Annotated in this window: 20 protein-coding genes, 1 tRNA gene and 2 pseudogenes; 14 read left to right on the top strand and 9 right to left on the bottom strand. The window is 64.8% G+C overall.

Annotated elements, in window-relative coordinates; all coding sequences use genetic code 11:
* Positions 1 to 19: 19 nt before the first annotated feature.
* On the bottom strand, positions 20 to 1,351 hold the full coding sequence (locus G6N13_RS18205) for a M20/M25/M40 family metallo-hydrolase (RefSeq protein WP_163699221.1): 1,332 nt from the start codon (positions 1,349 to 1,351) through the stop codon (positions 20 to 22).
* Between the two features lie 108 nt (positions 1,352 to 1,459).
* Here G6N13_RS18205 and G6N13_RS18200 point away from each other — a divergent pair, with 108 nt between their 5' ends.
* The 3 genes from G6N13_RS18200 to G6N13_RS18190 all read left to right on the top strand — a co-directional run bounded on the left by G6N13_RS18200 (position 1,460) and on the right by G6N13_RS18190 (position 4,283).
* Positions 1,460 to 2,149, top strand: a complete 690-nt coding sequence (locus G6N13_RS18200) for a sensor domain-containing protein (protein ID WP_163699219.1) — start codon at positions 1,460 to 1,462, stop codon at positions 2,147 to 2,149.
* A 154-nt stretch (positions 2,150 to 2,303) separates the two neighbouring features.
* A tRNA-Leu gene (locus G6N13_RS18195) sits at positions 2,304 to 2,389 on the top strand.
* 655 nt (positions 2,390 to 3,044) lie between these two features.
* On the top strand, positions 3,045 to 4,283 hold the full coding sequence (locus G6N13_RS18190; protein WP_163699121.1) for a PecA family PE domain-processing aspartic protease: 1,239 nt from the start codon (positions 3,045 to 3,047) through the stop codon (positions 4,281 to 4,283).
* 85 nt (positions 4,284 to 4,368) lie between these two features.
* Here the strand turns inward: G6N13_RS18190 and G6N13_RS25340 are convergent.
* Positions 4,369 to 4,491 (bottom strand): annotated as a pseudogene (locus G6N13_RS25340) (hypothetical protein); the annotation flags it as partial.
* A 361-nt stretch (positions 4,492 to 4,852) separates the two neighbouring features.
* On the opposite strand from G6N13_RS25340, the pseudogene istA reads away from it, so the two are divergent.
* Both istA and istB read left to right on the top strand, forming a co-directional pair.
* Positions 4,853 to 6,386, top strand: a pseudogene (gene istA / locus G6N13_RS18185) (IS21 family transposase).
* A gap of 50 nt (positions 6,387 to 6,436) precedes the next feature.
* Complete coding sequence (istB, locus tag G6N13_RS18180; RefSeq protein ID WP_163699217.1) at positions 6,437 to 7,192, top strand: IS21-like element helper ATPase IstB; 756 nt, start codon at positions 6,437 to 6,439, stop codon at positions 7,190 to 7,192.
* Between the two features lie 431 nt (positions 7,193 to 7,623).
* On the opposite strand, the gene G6N13_RS18175 is transcribed toward istB, so the two are convergent.
* Genes G6N13_RS18175 through rpmB form a run of 5 tightly spaced genes read right to left on the bottom strand, consistent with a single transcriptional unit; the run spans position 7,624 to position 8,990 of the window.
* Positions 7,624 to 8,013, bottom strand: a complete 390-nt coding sequence (locus tag G6N13_RS18175) for a hypothetical protein (protein ID WP_163699215.1) — start codon at positions 8,011 to 8,013, stop codon at positions 7,624 to 7,626.
* Positions 8,010 to 8,276, bottom strand: coding sequence for a 30S ribosomal protein S18 (gene rpsR, locus G6N13_RS18170; protein ID WP_163699213.1), 267 nt, complete (start codon positions 8,274 to 8,276; stop codon positions 8,010 to 8,012). Before rpsR ends, G6N13_RS18175 begins: the two co-directional genes overlap by 4 nt.
* Positions 8,277 to 8,278: 2 nt before the next feature.
* On the bottom strand, positions 8,279 to 8,584 hold the full coding sequence (gene rpsN, locus G6N13_RS18165; RefSeq protein WP_094483526.1) for a 30S ribosomal protein S14: 306 nt from the start codon (positions 8,582 to 8,584) through the stop codon (positions 8,279 to 8,281).
* Between the two features lie 2 nt (positions 8,585 to 8,586).
* Positions 8,587 to 8,754 carry a 50S ribosomal protein L33 gene (rpmG, locus tag G6N13_RS18160; protein WP_094483525.1) on the bottom strand — a complete coding sequence of 56 codons (168 nt, stop codon included), beginning with the start codon at positions 8,752 to 8,754 and terminating at the stop codon, positions 8,587 to 8,589.
* On the bottom strand, positions 8,754 to 8,990 hold the full coding sequence (gene rpmB / locus G6N13_RS18155; protein ID WP_094483524.1) for a 50S ribosomal protein L28: 237 nt from the start codon (positions 8,988 to 8,990) through the stop codon (positions 8,754 to 8,756). The genes rpmG and rpmB overlap by 1 nt, the downstream gene beginning before the upstream one ends.
* A gap of 114 nt (positions 8,991 to 9,104) precedes the next feature.
* Between rpmB and mrf the strand changes: the two genes are divergently transcribed.
* From mrf to G6N13_RS18140, 3 genes are read left to right on the top strand one after another with little or no spacing between them, the layout of a single operon-like run.
* On the top strand, positions 9,105 to 10,286 hold the full coding sequence (gene mrf, locus G6N13_RS18150; protein WP_163699211.1) for a ribosome hibernation factor-recruiting GTPase MRF: 1,182 nt from the start codon (positions 9,105 to 9,107) through the stop codon (positions 10,284 to 10,286).
* A gap of 11 nt (positions 10,287 to 10,297) precedes the next feature.
* Complete coding sequence (locus G6N13_RS18145; RefSeq protein ID WP_163699210.1) at positions 10,298 to 10,597, top strand: type B 50S ribosomal protein L31; 300 nt, start codon at positions 10,298 to 10,300, stop codon at positions 10,595 to 10,597.
* Positions 10,594 to 10,872 (top strand): WhiB family transcriptional regulator, encoded by a 279-nt coding sequence (locus G6N13_RS18140; protein ID WP_163699208.1) that lies wholly within the window; start codon positions 10,594 to 10,596, stop codon positions 10,870 to 10,872. Before G6N13_RS18145 ends, G6N13_RS18140 begins: the two co-directional genes overlap by 4 nt.
* A 12-nt stretch (positions 10,873 to 10,884) precedes the next feature.
* Here G6N13_RS18140 and G6N13_RS18135 read toward each other — a convergent pair whose 3' ends face one another.
* Complete coding sequence (locus G6N13_RS18135) at positions 10,885 to 11,589, bottom strand: Rv3717 family N-acetylmuramoyl-L-alanine amidase (RefSeq protein ID WP_163702280.1); 705 nt, start codon at positions 11,587 to 11,589, stop codon at positions 10,885 to 10,887.
* A 351-nt stretch (positions 11,590 to 11,940) separates the two neighbouring features.
* Between G6N13_RS18135 and G6N13_RS18130 the strand changes: the two genes are divergently transcribed.
* The 5 genes from G6N13_RS18130 to G6N13_RS18110 all read left to right on the top strand — a co-directional run bounded on the left by G6N13_RS18130 (position 11,941) and on the right by G6N13_RS18110 (position 16,246).
* Positions 11,941 to 12,699, top strand: a complete 759-nt coding sequence (locus tag G6N13_RS18130) for a hypothetical protein (RefSeq protein ID WP_163699206.1) — start codon at positions 11,941 to 11,943, stop codon at positions 12,697 to 12,699.
* Between the two features lie 403 nt (positions 12,700 to 13,102).
* A complete protein-coding gene (locus G6N13_RS18125) occupies positions 13,103 to 14,098 on the top strand; it encodes a metal ABC transporter solute-binding protein, Zn/Mn family (protein ID WP_163699204.1) in 996 nt (331 codons plus the stop codon).
* Positions 14,085 to 14,867: a metal ABC transporter ATP-binding protein gene (locus tag G6N13_RS18120; protein ID WP_163699202.1), complete on the top strand. Its 783-nt coding sequence runs from the start codon at positions 14,085 to 14,087 to the stop codon at positions 14,865 to 14,867. Before G6N13_RS18125 ends, G6N13_RS18120 begins: the two co-directional genes overlap by 14 nt.
* A gap of 69 nt (positions 14,868 to 14,936) precedes the next feature.
* Positions 14,937 to 15,803: a metal ABC transporter permease gene (locus tag G6N13_RS18115; RefSeq protein ID WP_179965164.1), complete on the top strand. Its 867-nt coding sequence runs from the start codon at positions 14,937 to 14,939 to the stop codon at positions 15,801 to 15,803.
* Positions 15,804 to 15,874: 71 nt separating this feature from the next.
* Positions 15,875 to 16,246 carry a Fur family transcriptional regulator gene (locus G6N13_RS18110; RefSeq protein WP_235678102.1) on the top strand — a complete coding sequence of 124 codons (372 nt, stop codon included), beginning with the start codon at positions 15,875 to 15,877 and terminating at the stop codon, positions 16,244 to 16,246.
* Here G6N13_RS18110 and G6N13_RS18105 read toward each other — a convergent pair whose 3' ends face one another.
* Positions 16,247 to 16,657 (bottom strand): Fur family transcriptional regulator, encoded by a 411-nt coding sequence (locus tag G6N13_RS18105; protein WP_163699196.1) that lies wholly within the window; start codon positions 16,655 to 16,657, stop codon positions 16,247 to 16,249. It abuts the gene before it with no gap.
* A gap of 189 nt (positions 16,658 to 16,846) precedes the next feature.
* Here G6N13_RS18105 and G6N13_RS18100 point away from each other — a divergent pair, with 189 nt between their 5' ends.
* Positions 16,847 to 17,473 carry a class I SAM-dependent methyltransferase gene (locus tag G6N13_RS18100; protein WP_163699194.1) on the top strand — a complete coding sequence of 209 codons (627 nt, stop codon included), beginning with the start codon at positions 16,847 to 16,849 and terminating at the stop codon, positions 17,471 to 17,473.
* The last annotated feature ends 251 nt before the right edge of the window (positions 17,474 to 17,724 follow it).

Genomic DNA, 17,724 nt, shown 5'->3' with positions numbered 1-17,724 from the left:
GGAATTCCTTTCGGTTATGTCAGCAATTCTTCAAGAAGTGCTCGAGCACTTGGACGCCGAACTCGAGTGCGTCCACGGGTACCCGCTCATCGACGCCATGGAACAGCGCCGCGAAGTCCAGCTCCGGCGGCAGCCGCAGCGGGATGAATCCGAAGCAGCGAATGCCAAGGCGGGTAAAGGCTTTCGCATCGGTTCCACCGGAGAGCATGTAGGGCACGGTCCGGGCTTCCGGATCGACGGCGAGCAGTGCGTCGTTCATCGCGTCGACCAGGTCGCCGTCGAACGTCGTCTCGTACGACGGCAGGTCACGCTCCCAGGAGCGGGTGACGTCGGGACCGATGAGTTCGTCGATCTCGCGCTCGAAGGCTTCCCTGCGCCCGGGCAATACCCGGCAGTCGATGACGGCCTCGGCGGTCTGCGGGATGACATTGGCCTTGTAGCCGGCCTTGAGCATGGTGGGGTTGGCGGTGTCGCGCAGGGTCGCGCTGACGATGCGGGAGATGCCGCCGAGTTTGGCGATTGTGCCTTCAAGATCCGGCGAGGCCAGATCGAAGCTGTAGCCGGTCTCCTCGGCGATCGCGGTGAGGAACTGTTCCACGGATTCGCTTAATACCAGCGGGAATTGGTGCCGGCCCAGCCGGGCGACGGCCTCGGCGACGGCGGTGACGGCGTTGTCGTCGTGCACCATCGAGCCGTGCCCGGCCCGGCCGCGGGCGGTCAGCCGCATCCAGGACAAGCCCTTTTCGGCGGTCTCGATCAGGTAGAGGCGGCGTTCGCCGCCGTCCTTGTGCGGCACCGTCAGCGAGAAACCGCCCACCTCGCCGATAGCTTCGGTAATGCCCTCGAACAGGTCGGGCCGGTTGTCCACCAACCACTGCGCGCCGTAGGTGCCGCCGTGCTCTTCGTCGGCAACGAAAGCGAAGACCAGATCCCGCGGGGGGACGATGCCGGCCCGCTTGAAGTGTCTGGCGACGGCGATCATCATGCCGCACATGTCTTTCATGTCGACCGCGCCGCGGCCCCAGACATAGCCGTCGGCGACCGCGCCGGAGAAGGGGTGCACGCTCCAGTCCGCCGGTTCGGCGGGGACGACATCGAGGTGGCCGTGGATCAGCAGCGCACCGCGACTGGGATTGGATCCGGGAAGGCAGGCGAAGACATTGCCCCGGCCCGGCGCCCCGGACTCGACGTACTCGCATGTGTACCCGACCGCGGACAGCTGCTCGGCAACCCAGAGGGCAGATTCCGCTTCGCCCTTTGTGGTCGCCAGCTCGCCGGTGTTGGAGGTGTCGAACCGGATCAGGGCGCTGACGAGATCGACGACCTCATCGACGGGTTGAGTCACAGTCACCTTTCCTACCACTGGCGCGGCGACCCCGTGGGTGCGGAGGTCGGGCCTTATCACAAGTTTCCCTCCAACCCCTCGCGCAACACGCCGATATAGGGTTTGATTTACCGGGTGACCCCCCGCCTCCCCGTGCTCGCCGCGGCGCTGTGCCTTGTGGTGAGCGGATGCTCGGCCATCACGACGGGGACCGCGATGCCCGCCGGAAAAGCGCCGCTGACCAGCCCGGATTCCTTGCCGACGCTGCTGTTGTCGGCACCCGATGTCGGTGCGGCACTGTCCAGCGACGATGTCGTGGTCACCACCGATGTCAGCAAGGCCTGGAATGACAGCGCCCACTTCGCCGACGTGAATTGCCTGGCCATCGCCGGTGCGGCGCAGCAAGGCGTGTACGCGAGCAGCGGATCGACGGCCGTACACGGCCAGGTGCTGCGGGATCCGCCGACCGCCCCACAGTGGTCGCACTATGCCGTGCAGGCGGTCGTGGCGTTCCCGACCGCGCAGGCCGCGGCGGACTTCTTCGCCGCATCGCAGCGGGGCTGGGCGGCCTGCTCCGACCGGCAACTGAACTACGCGCAGCCGATCGGGCCGCCCCAGGTGTGGTCGGTGGGCCAGACCAGCACCAATAACGACGTGCTGGCGGTCTCGCGGGTGCAGCAAAGCCCGCAGCGCTGGGCGTGCCAGCGGGCGTTGACCGTGCACAGCAATGTCGCGGTGGACGTCGAGGCGTGCAGCTTGCACGGCCCGACGGCGGCGGCCAGTGCGATCGCCGGACAGATCGCCGGACGGCTGCCCAGCGCCTAGTTCGGAGCGCCCCCTCGCCGAATGTAACGCCAGGGCGCGATTCGGCGGCGAGCGTCACCCTGGCGTTACGTTCGGCGACGGGTTCGGGCTCATTTGGGACTCGGGTCACTGATCCGTTAGCCTTAGTCGCCCCTGGGCTGGTCTTCAGGGGAAGGTCCGAGTGGCGGAATGGCAGACGCGCTAGCTTGAGGTGCTAGTGCCCTATTAACGGGCGTGGGGGTTCAAGTCCCCCCTCGGACACATCCAGCGACACGAGGTAGGTCGGCCGTCGCGGTCACCTGACGCAAGTGCGGGTCATACTCAAGACGCAGACCCAACCCACCTAGGTGGGCCCGCTGACTTTCGACAACAGGGTCCGCCCCCCGCATCGCGTGCCAGCCCCATCCGCGCGCGAGCCGCTGAGGGTGCCTTCGACAGAAGTTTCCATCGGTTGGGGCCACAATCAGCCCCAATCGCCGGGGCCGATCCACTTGACGAAACCAGTCGACCGGGTAACGCGTGACAGGCCCTAACGCGATGCGGTCGCTGCTATGTGACTACTGGTCATTGGTAACCGGACGGGGATCGATCATCTCGATTCAGCACGCGGATTCTGAGTACCCCGCTGCGAGAGTGGGAGATACGCGGCGAAGCTTCAGATCGTGCCGCGAGCCCAGATGATGAACTGTGGGTGAGCCGCCGCCGCTGTCTTTCACCTGTCACCCCCGCGGGTGAGACTGACGCATGTGAGTGACACCGAGCCGCAGTGGCGGCACATTTGCGAAGTATGCGGGGTCGGGGAAATCCGCCTCACTCGTGGTGCAGGCGCCTGTGGGCGAAATCAAAGTGCGAGCACACGCTAGCAACCCGTGATATACCTGATCACCAGCGCTGACATCGTAGGAGGCCCGGAACTATGGAACAACAGCAAACCGTGAACCTCCGCATGGGCAGGCGGCCCGCAAACATGCCGGGCGAGCAGGATCTTTGCACGCGCCGCCCCGTCGTGTTCGGCGGATGGCTGGCCGCCGGTGCTATTGCGCTCGGCCTCGGTGCGGCGCTGTCCACTGGTTGCGGGACAGCCCAGGCCGATACAGCGACCAGTGGGAACACCGGGTCCGCGGGAGTCCACCAGAGCCACAGCGGCCTTGGCTCTGATCGCAGGACGACGGCCAACGGCCCCCTAGGGGCACGACCTGCCAGCGCGGCGGCGGCGACGGCCGTGCGCGGGCAGATCAACCCGGTCAAGCGTCCGGCAGCAGGCATGAAGCCCGCCGCCGTCAGCGCCAGCCAGCACGCAGCCCCGGCCACCGTGGTGCCGGCCGCCCAGGAGTCGGCAACCAGTTCGGCGTCGGTCCCTCTGCACATCTACGGCGATACCGAGCCGCTGGTCGACGTCTCCGTCGGTGGTGGACCGGCCAAGCCGGTATTGGTCGACACCGGCTCGGAGGGACTCGTGGTCGGGCTCGGGAATATAGGCCTACTCCACCTGTTCAGCATGGGCTTGCCCACTGGGCTCGGTGTCAGCGCCTACAGCGGTGGGTTGACCTATCTCTACGCGACCTTCAAAACGACGGTGAATTTCGGAAACGGCATCGTGACCAAGCCGACGAGCGTCGATGTCGCCCTTCTGTCCTACCCAGGATCGTTCGAGAGCTTCGCCGCCGGCAACGGTGCCACCGGCATCTTGGGAATCGGACCGAACGCGACTGGGCCTGGGCCTAGCAGTGTCATCTCAGCGTTACCAGGCGATCTCAGCGATGGCGTGCTCATCGACGAACCGGACGGCGTGTTGGTGTTCGGCCCCAACCCCAAGACCGCTCGCGTGTCAGTCAGCGGGGCACCGAACACGCAGCTTCAGGTAAAGGTCGGCAGTGGATCGCTTCAACCAGTTTCCGCGATCATCGATTCCGGTGGTGTCTACGGCACCGTGCCGTCGTCGATAGCACCCAATGTCCCTGTTGGAACGGTCATTTGGGTGTATAGCGCCGATGGCCAGACACTGCTATACACCTACACAACCGACGCGACCAACACTCCAACGGTCACGTCCGACGATCTGTTGAACACCGGATACGAGGCCTTTGTGCAACAACCGGTCTACATCAGCTACAGTCCCACCGCGGTCGGCACGACGATCTTCGACTACCGATGAGCCAGAAGCGGAGCGTCAATCCACCCCGGACTGGATCAGCGTCTCGGCCATGAACCCCTGCTAATCAAGGCAATTGGCCCTTCGCTCATTCCGTACGGTGGTTCGGGCGCACGGGCCGGGCAGCATCGCGCGGTAGTCGTAGTCCATCGATGCCGACGATTATGGTGGAGCCCTCATGGCTGGCTACTCCGAGCGGCAGCGGCAAAGACGTGCAGGCGGTCCTTTGGGCGAGACCACCTACGTTCGCGTTCTCAGCGGCTGAATTGTGCCGGCCGAATCGGGATCACCGGGGATCTGCGCTGTTTGGCGGAGCCGAAAGCACCTATCGTGTCGAGGAATTGCTTGAGATGTCCGAGATCGGTCAGATCGCGCTGGTTGACTGTCAGCGGTCACGTAATTCCCCAGGTCTGAGGGGTTGTCCGTCACGTAATTCCTCACCCTCGGTCACGTAATTCCCCACCCCGTGGGGCGTGTCCGGTGGGGGTTGGGGCGCTGTTCAGGTTCGCTCCGTTCAGGTGCCCCGCCAGGGGTCCTGGAAGGGGCCTTGAGTGGCGAGGAGATCGTGGGACGTGACTGATTTCGTGGAGATGTTCCGGCACTGGAATGCCGGCCGATCCCAGGTGCAGATCAATGAGGCGCTGGGCATCGACCGCAAGACCATCCGCAAGTATCTGGCCCCGGCGCTGGCCGAGGGTCTGGCACCGTGCCCGGAGGAGTTTGACGAGCAGCTATGGCGGGCACGCATCGGGCGTTGGTTTCCCGAGCTCATCGATCCGGTGGCGCGGGCACTGACATGGCCCCAGATCGCCGTGCATCACCAGTGGATCGCCGAGCAGCTGAAGGTTCCGGTGACAGTGGCGACCATCGCGCAGCGCCTCCGCGACGACCATCATGTGGATGTGTCCGAATCGACGGTACGTCGTTACGTGGCAACCGCTTTCGCCGAGGAGCGACTCGAAGGCAAAGTCACGGTACCCCGCGGTGCGGTCGAACCCGGCAGTGAAGCGCAGATCGACTACGGCAAGCTCGGGATGTGGTGGGACCCGCAATCGGGGCGCCGCGTCGCGGTGTGGGTATTCGCGATGATCCTGTCGTGTTCACGGGCGTTGTTCGTCCAACCGGTGTTGCGGATGGATCAAACATCCTGGAATGCCTCGCATGTCGCGGCGTTCGAGTTCTTCGGCGGCGTGCCGGCGCGGCTGGTGTGCGACAACCTCAAGACCGGAGTCGAGCGACCCGACCTCTACGATCCGCTGATCAATCCGGCCTACGGCGAGCTCGCCGCGCACTACGGCACCCTGATCGATCCGGCGCGAGCCCGCAAGCCGAAGGACAAACCTCGCATCGAGCGGCCGATGCCCTACATTCGGGACTCGTTCTTCGCCGCCGCGAGTTCACCTCGCTGGCCCAGATGCAGGCCGAGGCGATCAGGTGGTCCACGCAGGTATACGGGTCCACAAGCACCGCGGTCTGGATGGGCAGACCCCGGCGTCGGTGTTCGCAGCGATCGAACGCGATGCGCTGATGGCGTTGCCGCCCAGAGTGTTTGAGTCGGTTATCTACTCGATCGGGCGGGTCGCCGCGGATTGCCACGTCAAGTCCGGCAAGGCGCTGTACTCGGTGCCGTGGCGGCTGATCGGCCAGCAGGTCACCGCCCGCACCGCCGGTGACGTCGTGCAGATCTTCCACAGCGGGACCGTGGTCGCGACTCACGTGCTGCATCTGGCGGGCCGCTCGACCAATGTCGAGCACTACCCGCCCCACAAGATCGCCCACACCCTGCGCACCGTGACGTGGTGCCGCACCCAGGCCGAGCAGATCGGGCCCGGCGCCGTCGCGGTCGTCGCCGAATTGTCCACGGTCAACGCCATCCACCGGCTCCGCGCCATCCAGGGGATCATCCGCCTGCGCGAGAAGTACGGCGATCGCCGACTGGACGCGGCCTGCACTCGAGCACTGCAGGTCGGGGACCCCGGCTATCGCACCGTCAAAGGCATCCTGGTCGCCGGCACCGAAGCAGACCATGCCTCGCCCGCCGTCGTCCCGCCACCACCGGCGATGCTGCGAGGACCTGACGCGTTCGACACCGACCTCACTGCCTGAGCGCACGAAAACACCTCCACTGCAACCACTTCAACTCCAAGGACATAGTCATGACCATTCACGATCCCAGCCTGCGGGCCGCACTGAAGACCCTCAAACTGACCGGCATGCTCGACACCCTCGATGCCCGCCTGGCTCAAACCCGCGACGGGAAACTCGGACACCTGGAATTCCTCCAAGTACTCTGCGAAGACGAAATCGCCCGCCGGGAGACCGCCGCCCTGGCCCGACGGGTCCGCCGCGCCCGCTTCGAACAGCCCAACACCTTCGAGGACTTCGACTTCACCGTCAGCCCGAAACTGCCCGCTGCGATGCTGCGCGACCTGGCCGCGTTGCGCTGGCTCGAGGCCGGTGAATCAGTGATTCTCTACGGACCCGTCGGAGTCGGGAAAACCCATGTGGCACAGGCACTCGGGCATCAAGTCGCACTCCGCGGCGGCGACATCCGCTTCGTCAAATGCTCCCGCATGCTCGCCGACCTCGCCGGCGGCCACGCCGACCGCACCATCGGACAACGCATGCTCGAATACACCCGCCCCCTGGTCCTGATCGTCGATGACTTCGCGATGCGTGAGCACACCCCCACCCAAAGCGACGACCTCTACGACCTTGTCTCCGACCGCGCCATCGCCGCCAAGCCCCTGATCCTGACCAGCAACCGGGCCCCGAAGGACTGGTACCCGCTGTTTCCGAACCCGGTCGTGGCCGAATCGCTGCTCGACCGACTCATCAACACCAGCCACCAAGTCCTCATGGACGGCCCGTCCTACCGACCCCGGAAACGACCCGGCACCAAGACCACCTGACACCCACTTAGCGGTTCGCTACGCTCACCGCAGCAGCACCTGAACCTGGGGAATTACGTGACGGCAACCCCTGGGGAAATACGTGACCGTGGACAGTTGACCGCGGCATACCAGCCACCGTGCCGTCGTCTCAGCAGCAGCTCCGGAATGGGTTGACGAAAAACGAGCGACACCGCCGACGCGGCGGGCATATCACGTTGACCGAGGATCGCGACTTGCAGAGACCTGCCGTCAGTCCTCTCCACGGTGGCCGCTCCCCGTCGCTTCAAGACGAGCAATGTACCCCGCTGCGGTGTATCGCGGGCCCCGATCTGGATGATGTCGTCACACATTGGAACACTCAGAGTGACAGTGCCACAACATATTTGATCGAATGACTCCGATAATATCGGGATGGTCGGATCACCCCACGACGCCGACACGGCCATGGCTCAATTTGTTGTGACGGCGCGCCTGCTCGCCGGCAGAGCAAAGCACAGCCGCTCGGGTAAGCGGTCGCTTTCCCAGCGGCCTCGCGCCACCCATGAACAGGCGGCGTGAAGATCGTCGAGGTTGTCGATCGGCCCGATCCATCGGGCCGGGCCGAGGGCAACACGGCTGGTCGAGCAGGGCTGAAACATCAGGATCGCACCACCGCCGTCATCGCGGGCCAGGCAGGTGTACTCGCCAAGCGGGCAGCCCGCCGTGACCAGCATCCCGTGTCGCGCTCGCCGAACCGTGGCCCGTAACTGGTCAAGCAGTACCGGACCCAACGATGAGTCGCACGCGGCACAGAGCACCAACGTGAAGGGGCGGGTGGTGAGCCGGGGCGAGCCCGTCATCGACGCTCCTGACCCGGGTACGGCAGCAGCGCCATTTCGCGGGAGTTCTTGATCGCCTGCGTGACGTTGCGTTGCCGCTGAACCGACAGACCGGTCACCCGACGGGAACGAATCTTGCCGCGCTCGGAGATGAACAGTCGCAGCGTCGAGGTGTCCTTGTAGTCCACGGCCTGCAATCCGAGTGACTTCAGCAGATTCTTCTTGGCCGATGCCGGCTTATCGGGCGCACTGCCTTGGCGGCGCCGGTTGGTCTTGCTCGGCATAGTCACCAGCTCGCCTTCCGAATCCCGGGCAGATGGCCGTCGTGAGCCATCTGGCGCACGCGCACACGCGAAAGCCCGAACTTGCGTAAGTGGCCCCGTGGACGCCCGTCAACCACGTCGCGATTCCGCAGCCGCACCGGGCTGGCATCCCGCGGCTGTCTCGCGAGGGCCTGCTGGGCGGCGATGCGCTTTTCAGCGGTACTCGCGGGCGATCTGATGATCTCCTTGAGTTCCGCGCGACGCTGCGCGAAGCGGGCCACGGTTGCCGCACGCTGTTGGTTCTTCACGATCTTGGATTTCTTTGCCACAGTTAGCGTTCCTCACGGAATTCGACGTGCCGCCGCACGATTGGGTCGTACTTGCGCAAGACCAGACGGTCCGGGTCGTTGCGGCGGTTCTTACGGGTGGTGTAGGTGTAGCCGGTACCTGCGGTCGAGCGCAGTTTCACAATCGGCCGGACGTCGGTAGCGCGTGCCATCAGATCTTCTGTCCTTCACGGCGCAGCCGGGTCACGACCGCCTCGATGCCGTCGCGGTCGATGACCTTCATGCCCTTGGTGGACACTCGCAACCGGATGCGTCGCCCCTCCGAAGCCAGGTAATAGGTCCTGCGCTGGATGTTGGGCGTCCACCTGCGGCGGGTGCGCCGGTGCGAGTGCGACACAGAGTTACCGAATCCTGGTGCACGGCCGGTGATTTGGCAGTGAGCAGACATGGAAACCTCTCCTTGAACCGTAGCAAGCTTATTGATAATCGTTTTCGACAAGTCCCGCTTGGCACTGTACCGTCAAGACCGCACTAATGAAAATTGTTATCGATAAGGAGAGCGATGCGCACTGCGGTGATCCTGGTGACGGGACAGGAGGGCACAGCCGCGGTCTCACACGAACTGCTCCAGCGCCCTGGAACGGTGGTGATCGAGCACCATGTCGATGGCAACGTGGTGCTCCGTCGGGTGGTGACGGTGCAGCACGGTGTTGTGACAACAGCACAGGACGCGCTCGAACTGCAGCATGGCTGCCTGTCATGCACCGTTCGCAACGACCTACTGGTGCTACTGCGCCGGATGAGTCGCCGCCGCGACGTCGAGCGTGTCGTGGTCCGCCTGGCGCCGTGGTTGGAGCCCGAACCCATCTGCTGGGCGATCCACCACGTGCGCGTGGCAGCGGCGGGCTTCGAGCCGGGCCCTGCAGCACGGGATGTGGAGATCACGGCAGTGATCACCACCGTCGACGAGATGGTGTGGCTGGCCGAGGCGCTCGGCGACGAGGAACTGCCCGACGGGCGGACCGTGGCTCAGGCGGTGGTCGCCCAAGCGGAATTCGCAGACGTGCTCGTCTGTGGGCAGCCGCCAGCGCAGCTGACCGAGGTGATCGCCCGGCTGAATCCGCGGGCGCGCGTCATCGCGAACGCCGACGCCGTCGAGGACGCATTACGAAGACTGCCCGCAGGCTCCCGACGCGGGCGCAGCGACGACCCGCATGATTCGCTGTTGACGGGACTGCCACCCCTGCATGCAGCTGAGGCAGTGCAGTTGTTCGAGTTTCACGCCCAGCGCCCATTTCATCCCGAGCGGCTCCACGACGTACTGGATACGTTGTTGGACGGTGTGATTCGCTCTCGCGGGCGGCTGTGGCTGGCCAGCAACAGCCGCGACGTCATGTGGCTGGAGTCGGCCGGTGGGGGTTTGAGGGTCAGCTCAGCGGGCCCATGGCTGGCCGCGATGAGCACCTCGGAACTGGCCTACGCCGACGCCGAGCGACGCGCAATGTCCGGTGCGTTCTGGGATGACCGCCACGGCGATCGGCATACCGCACTAGTGGTGCTGGTATGTGGTGCCGACCCGGACGCGATTCGCCAGGCGCTGCGGGGTGCCGTCCTCACCGAGGACGAGATGTCCGATCCGAGTAGGTGGTCGGCGCTGCACGATCCGTTCGGTGATTGGCACCACGATCCCTGCACCGAACCGGTTTCCGCGCAGATCCTCAGCGGCGAGTCGAACGAGAACTAAGGAGAACTCCGATGAAACCTGGCATCCACCCCGACTACCACCCCGTCGTCTTCCAGGACGCGAACACCGGTACTATGTTTCTCACCCGCTCGACTGCCACCAGCAACCGGACCATCGAATGGGACACCCCCAGCGGACCACGCACGTATCCACTGATCGTCGTCGAAGTCAGTTCGGCGTCCCACCCCATGTGGACCGGCCAGCGCCGCATCGTCGACAGTGCTGGACAGGTGGAAAAGTTCAACCGTCGATATGGACGACGCACTCGGGATGCACCGGGATCATCCGGCGGCGATGTCCAGCCGTCATGAGGGCGCCCGTTGGTCACGATCGGGAATGGCACTTGCAGGCGCGCTGCCGTGGGCTGCCTTCGGCGGTCTTCTTCACCGACGACCATCACCGGGGCCGCCGACGGCTTGATCACGAGAACAACGCTAAACGCATCTGTTCCAGCTGCCCCGTGCTCTCCCGGTGTCGCGAGTATGCGCTCGATGCGCAAGAGCCATGTGGAATCTGGGGTGGAATGGCACCCCGGGAGCGGGCTGCCCTGATGCACATGAACCGCGGCGGGAGGTCGTCGGCCTGACCCCGGCAGTGCTCAGGTGCTCGACAGGTAGGCGGCGATGCCGCGGACGACGGCGGTGGCGTACGCGGCCTGCCCCTGCTGGCTGGCCAAGACCTCGGCATCGCCGGCATGCTTCATGTTGCCCATTTCGATCAGGATCGACGGGTAGTCCGCCATGTTGAGCCCGGTCAGATCGGCACGTCCATAGAGCCCGTCACTGCCCATGTAGGTGGACGGTTGCATGCCCGATGCGACGAGTTGATCGCGCATAGTGTGAGCAAAGACCACCGCCGGGCCGGCCTGGGCGGAATTCAACGCTGGGGCAGAGTAATTGACGTGAAAACCGTGACCACTGGCCGGACCGCCGTCGGCGTGGATGCTGACGACCGCGTCGGGGTGAAGCGCGTTGGCCATGGCGGCACGCTGATCGACACATGGCCCCAGGGCGTTGTCGTCACCGCGTGACAACGCGGTGCGCACTCCGAGTTGCGTGAGCTGCTCGCGAATGAGCAGCACGGTGTTCCAGTTGAAGGTGTGTTCGGGATAGCCACTGTCGGTGGCGGTTCCGGTGGTCTGGCAGTCCTTGGTACCCCCTCGACCGGTCGGCACCTGGCGGCTGATCGACGCGTCGTTGGCGCCGTTGTGCCCTGGGTCGAGGAACACGATCTTGCCCGCGATATTCGAGACGCTGTGTGCCCGTGGCGGATTCACCAGGGGCACCGAGAGCAGGCCGAGCATGACGGGGGTGCCGACCGCGTAGCGCAGCACCTCACGCCGAGTGGTGCTGCGCGGCGCGCACGGTTTGTCTTGCACGGCGCGACCGTAACGAATGAAACTGGGAGCAGGCTCACAGACTCGACAAGTGACCAGATCGACGCAAAGGTGTTGCCGTCGCGCAACTGTGTGTTCGCTGTGTCGGTCCCCGCCTGCTCGGACGTGCTCCCCGCGCTATGGCATCGTGACGGGATGCTATCCGAGGAGCCCGCTGGTAGTGCTGCGCCTCGCAGTCGCCGGCGGGCCCTGTTCGACCTGGCCTTGGTGACGACAATGATCGGCTCGCAGATCCCCGTACCCGCAGCTGTGCGAGCAGTGAAAAATTTGCACGAAACCCACTCGTCGACCCCGACACCGATGCCGCTGGCCGATGGACGCACCCTGCACTTCCTGGGATTCGACAGTGCACCAACGACTGGACTGCTCACCCGGGTCGCCGCCGAGATCGACAGCGCCGTCGCGGCCGTGGTGTCGTTTTGGGGAGACGACTGGTCACGCGAGGTCGTGATTGCCGGTGCGGATTCGGCCGCACAGTTCACCGCCTGGACGCGTTGGCCCAGCGGACCGCAATGGGTCGATGTCGCCGCGGCCGCCGTCGCCGACACGGTGGACCCGGCCCGTCGGATCGCCACCGGGCAACGGATGGTCTTCGCCCCCGGGGCGGCCCGCATGAGCGATGCCGCGCTACGAATTGTCTTGCGCCACGAGCTACTCCACTACGCCACCCGGGCAGACACCGCACTGGACGCACCGCGCTGGCTTGCCGAAGGCGTCGCCGACTTCGTGGGACGTCCCGCGGCACCTAAGCCCGGGCCGGCCGCGGCGGACACGCTGGCCCAGCTACCCGCTGAGGCGGACTTCAACGGCGTCGGATCGGCCCAGTCGCTCGCCTACGACCGAGCCTGGTGGTTCGCACGGTTCATCGCAGACCGATACGGCACCGCTACGCTCAAACAGCTGTACATCCGTGCCGGAGGCGCTGCCCACCTGAACAGCGCCGCGGCTCTACGCGATGTGCTCGGCGTCGAAGAAGGACAGCTGTTCTCGGTGTGGCGACGGTGGCTGGCCCGCTGACTGGCATCGTCGCTCAGGCGGGGCGGTCAACGGTGCGCTGCCAATAGGCGATGGTGTCGGAATTGGCGGCGGCCGATGGCCATCCGATCTCGAGTCGCGAGCAATATTCGTCGGCACGCCTGCGGGGTTCCCCATATATGTCATGTGCCATTGCGTATTCGCATCAGGACGTGAAAGATCATCTACAGCAACCACATTCATGGGCACAGCCACCCGCGTCCTCGGCGATGTTGGGCGCGCAGCACCCTTGCCCCTTCCACGCGTTGACGCCCTCGCCCACAGCGATCACCGCGATCAGCAGCGCCGCCGACATTGTGGCGGCAAAGGATCCCGCAACGTTGGTGGATCCCAATTTCCGAACCCGGTGTCGCGGCGTTAAACGATAACGATTATCGTTTGCCTTATGACGCCCACTTCTTACCGCTTTCGCGGCGCAGCCGCGGCCCTCTTCATCGTCCCGCTCGGTCTCGCGGCCTGCAGTTCTCATCCCGCGAGCGCTCCGTCGGCAACCAGTTCGGCGACGTCCGCGTCGAGCTCCGCAACAGCGGCACCAGCCACCGGCGGCACCGCGGCGCCAGCGGCGTGCCCGACCACTCCGGTCAACGTCGTCGTCAGTGTCGATCAGTGGGGCGACATCGCCTCAGAGCTCGCCGGCAAATGCGGCAACGTCAAGACCATCCTGGCCAGCTCCTCGGTCGACCCGCACGACTACGAGCCCTCCCCCTCGGACGGCGCAGCGTTCACCGGCGCGCAACTGGTGGTCGTCAACGGTGCCGATTACGACCCCTGGGCCTCCAAGCTGGCCGCGACATCAGCCCCGAACGCACCGGTGGTCGACGCCGGTAAGGTCACCAACACCGCCGAGGGCGGCAACCCGCATCTGTGGTACAACCCGTCGGCGGTCACCGCGGTCGCCGACGCGGTCACCGCCGCGCTCACCAAACTCGAGCCCAAGGCCAGCGATTACTTCACCACCCAGCGGGCTAGCTTCACCACCGCGATGAAGCCGTACGACGACCTGATCGCCAAGATCAAGGCAGGCGCGTCCGGAAAGTCCTATGCGGCAACCGAAACCGTGTTCGACTACCAGGCTCAAGCGCTGGGATTGGTCAACAAGACCCCCGCCGGCTACATGACCGCCTCGGCCAACGAGACCGACCCCTCGCCTGCCGACATCGCGGCGTTCACCCAAGCGCTGTCCAATCGCCAGATCGACGTGTTGATCTACAACACCCAGACCGAGGGATCGATCCCGCAGCAGCTCCGCGACGCGGCCACGAAGGCCGGGGTGCCGGTCGTCGACGTCACCGAGACCGTTCCGCCCGGCAAGACATCATTCGAGGGATGGCAGGACGGCCAGCTGACCGCCCTGGCCAAGGCGCTCGGTGTCGCGGTCTGATTCTGTCGCCGTCGCGGCGCTGACGTTTCACGACGTCAGCGCCGTGCGCGGTGGCCGGGTGATCTGGTCACAGGGCACCTTCGAGGTTCCCGCCGGTGACATCGTCGCGGTGATCGGCGCCAACGGCGCAGGTAAGACCACGATGCTCCAGATGATCCTCGGACTGATCCCGGTCGGGCACGGCGAACTTCGGGTCTTCGGTCGCCGTCCCGGCACCGACCGCGACCGGATCGGCTACGTCCCACAGAATTACGCGGAAAGCGCTGGCGAAGCGATCCGCGCCCGCGATGCGGTTCTACTCGGACTCAACGGGGGCCGCTGGGCGTTCAGCCGGACCTCGGAGGCTGACCGTCGCCGCGTCGACGGAGCGCTGGCGGCGGTGGACGCCGGCTCCTTCGCCGATGACCGACTCGCGACGCTGTCGGGGGGTCAGCGGCAGCGGGTGGCGATCGCCGAAGCTCTTGTGTCCCAGCCTGATATGATCATCCTCGACGAGCCGTTGGCATCGTTGGATCTACGCAGTCAGCACGAGATCGTCACGTTACTCAAGGACCTGCACCGCGAGCTGTCGGTCACGGTCGTGGTGGTTGCCCACGACCTCAACCCGTTCCTTCCGATCCTCGACGGCGCGATCTATCTCCTCGACGGGCACCCACACTACGCCGGGGTGAACGACGTGATCGAAGACGAGTTGCTCACTCATCTGTACGGCACACCGATCCAAGTCGTCCGCACCCCACAGGGCGATCTCTTCGCCAGGAGCGTCTGACCGATGGCTCAGCACTTCGTAGCCCTTGGCTACCAAGAGAATTGGTGGTCGATTCTCACAGCACCGTTCATGCGCAACGCCGTGCTCGGCGGGACGATCGTTGCCTTGGCCGCCGGACTGATCGGGTACTTCATCGTGGTACGCCGCACGGCGTTCGCCGCACATGCGTTGGCACACATCGGGTTGCCCGGCGCGACAGGCGCTGTGTTGATCGGGCTACCGGTGACCTTTGGCCTCGGGGTGTTCTGCATCGGCGGCGCACTCGTGATTGGCTACCTTGGGAAACGGGCCGCCGAACGAGAAGTCATCACCGGAACCGTGTTGTCATTCGCGATGGGGTTGGGCCTGTTCTTCAATTCGCTGGCCACCAAAAGCTCGTCGACGATGACCAACGTGTTATTCGGCAACCTCCTAGCCATCTCCTACGACCAGCTGCTCACTTTCGGGGCCCTACTGGTCGTGTTGGCACTGTGCATCGGATTCGTTTTTCGGCCGCTACTTTTCAGCTCGGTGAACCCAGCCCTCGCGGAGGCAAAGGGTGTGCCGCTGCGCCCCTTATCGATCATCTTCATGGCGCTTCTAGGGGTAACGGTGATGATGGCGGTACAGGCCGTCGGCACACTGCTGTTGTTCGCTCTTGTCGTCACCCCGGCGGCGAGCGCGATCATGCTCTCTCCGCGCCCTGGGCGCGCGATGTCGATCTCGGGAGTCATCAGCGTTGTATCGGTCTGGGCGGGCTTGGTCGTATCGGCGATGTTCGACGTACCGCCCAGTTTCGTCATCGTGACGATCGCCTGCGCGGTCTGGCTGGTCGTGTGGCTGGGTGATCGCCGCCAGCGCACGATCGCACGCGTACTCGACGACGGTGCACCAGCCATGAGGGGCCCAGCGTTGTCAGATCCCGCGAAGGTGAGCACCTCGACGGCAACACCGTGAGTATGGAAAGCCTGGCAGTGGAATCACATTCGCATCCGCGGCGGCGGGCCACCGAGAACCAGCGAGCCGTACTGCACGTTCTCGGCGAAACCGACCGATTCCGTAGCGCCCAGCAACTGTATGTTCTTCTACACCAACAGTATTCACTACCTGTGGGGCTGACGAGCGTCTACCGGATCCTGCACACACTCGCCGAAGATGGAGTGGCCGAGACTCAGCGCGCGGAGACTGGCGAACATCTGTATCGCATCCGTAACGGGTCAGACCACCGGCACTACCTGTTGTGCCGGCACTGCGGTCGAGCGGTCGCATTCACTGTGCCCGCTCTGGAAGAAAACGCCCACCAGTTGGCCAAGCAGCACCACTACACAGACGTCACGCACTATGTGGATATCTACGGCATCTGCCCTGGTTGCCGCTCCAATTTCGGGGATCGACAGTGATCACTGAACCGAGCATTCAGCGCACACGCCGAAGATTTCGACGGTGTGGGTAGTGTCGGAAAACCCGTGTGTTCTGGCAACATTCGCCGCCCACGCCTCGACTCCTCGAGCTTCCACTTCCACCGTCGCACCGCATGACCGGCAGACAAGATGGTGGTGATGGCGCGGAGAGCAGCGCCGATACAGTGATTCGCCGGTATCGGTACGGACGCTATCCACTAGTCCGGCGACGACCATCGATTGCAATGCGCGATACACCGTCGCCAGACCGATCTCGTCGCCGCGCTGATGCAGTTCCACATGAAGCGCCTGCGCCGAGCGAAACTCTGGAGAATCGTCCAGCAGCGCAGCGATCGCCGCACGCTGACGGGTCGCGCGTACCCCGGGCACGCTCGACTGCCTACTGGGCATTCGAACCTCCAATGCGACCGCACACAGAATGCCCAACGGTACGGCATCACCTCGGACCAACACATTATGCGTAGTGCATACCAAGCTGTACTAACGGGTGAAGCGGGAAGACCCGAGGCTGGTCACGCCGGTTTGCCCGATCGGCAAACATGCTTGCTCATCACACGACGCTGCAGTGATTGTTGATTCATGAGCCAACCATCTGACGCCGCCGCCCTCGCTACTGAATGGGATACGCGTTACGCCAGTTTCGCCGACAGCATTCCCGATCTCGCCCCCAACAAAGTACTGATCGACGAGGTCGGCGCCATGCAGCCAGGACGGGCGCTCGACATCGGATGCCGAGTCGGTGCCGAAGCCATCTGGCTTGCCTCCCGAGGATGGACAGTGATTGCACTGGACGTCTCGGCAGTGGCACTCGAGCACGCGGCCCAGCGCGGCAGGCACGCCGGCGTCGAGGTGCAGTGGGTGCCGGCATCGCTTGAACACTTCGCGATCCCCGTCGGCGGGTTCGATTTGGTCACGACCTTCTACCCCGCACTACGTCACTCGGACACCCAAACCGCACAACGAGCGCTGCTCACCGCGGTCGGCGGGTCGGGGACCCTTCTGGCCGTGCACCATGCCGACGTCGGTGCCGAGAAAGCGAAATCGTACGGTTTCGACCCAGCCGACTATCTCAGCCATGATGACGTCGTCGAACTACTCGACGATAGCTGGGAGGTACGCATGCAGCGGCGACTCCCCCGCGCGATACCGGCCGGCCCGGAAGGTCAGCACACACACGACGATGTCGTGATAGCCCGCCGACGGTGAGGCCGTGGATTGAGACGCTCAATGAGCTTCTCGCACAATGGAATGCGCACACGGACCACCGTCATGGATCGGGCACAGGCCATCACGAGATGGCGATCGCGGGCATAGTCGACGATGCCTCCATCACTGGGCTGCTCGCCTGATCGTGCAACAGACCCGTTCACTTTTCGTGCTTTCGACTGAAGGCAGACCGCTCAGTCGTGCGCGTTCGAGATTCCCAAAGGCCGACATCGCCCCACGTGGCACGTTGG

The sequence above is a fragment of the Mycolicibacterium sarraceniae genome (genome assembly GCF_010731875.1).
In the GTDB taxonomy this organism is placed as follows: domain Bacteria; phylum Actinomycetota; class Actinomycetes; order Mycobacteriales; family Mycobacteriaceae; genus Mycobacterium; species Mycobacterium sarraceniae.
Note: the sequence above shows the minus strand (reverse complement) of the source record. Positions and strands in the feature narration are given on the sequence as shown.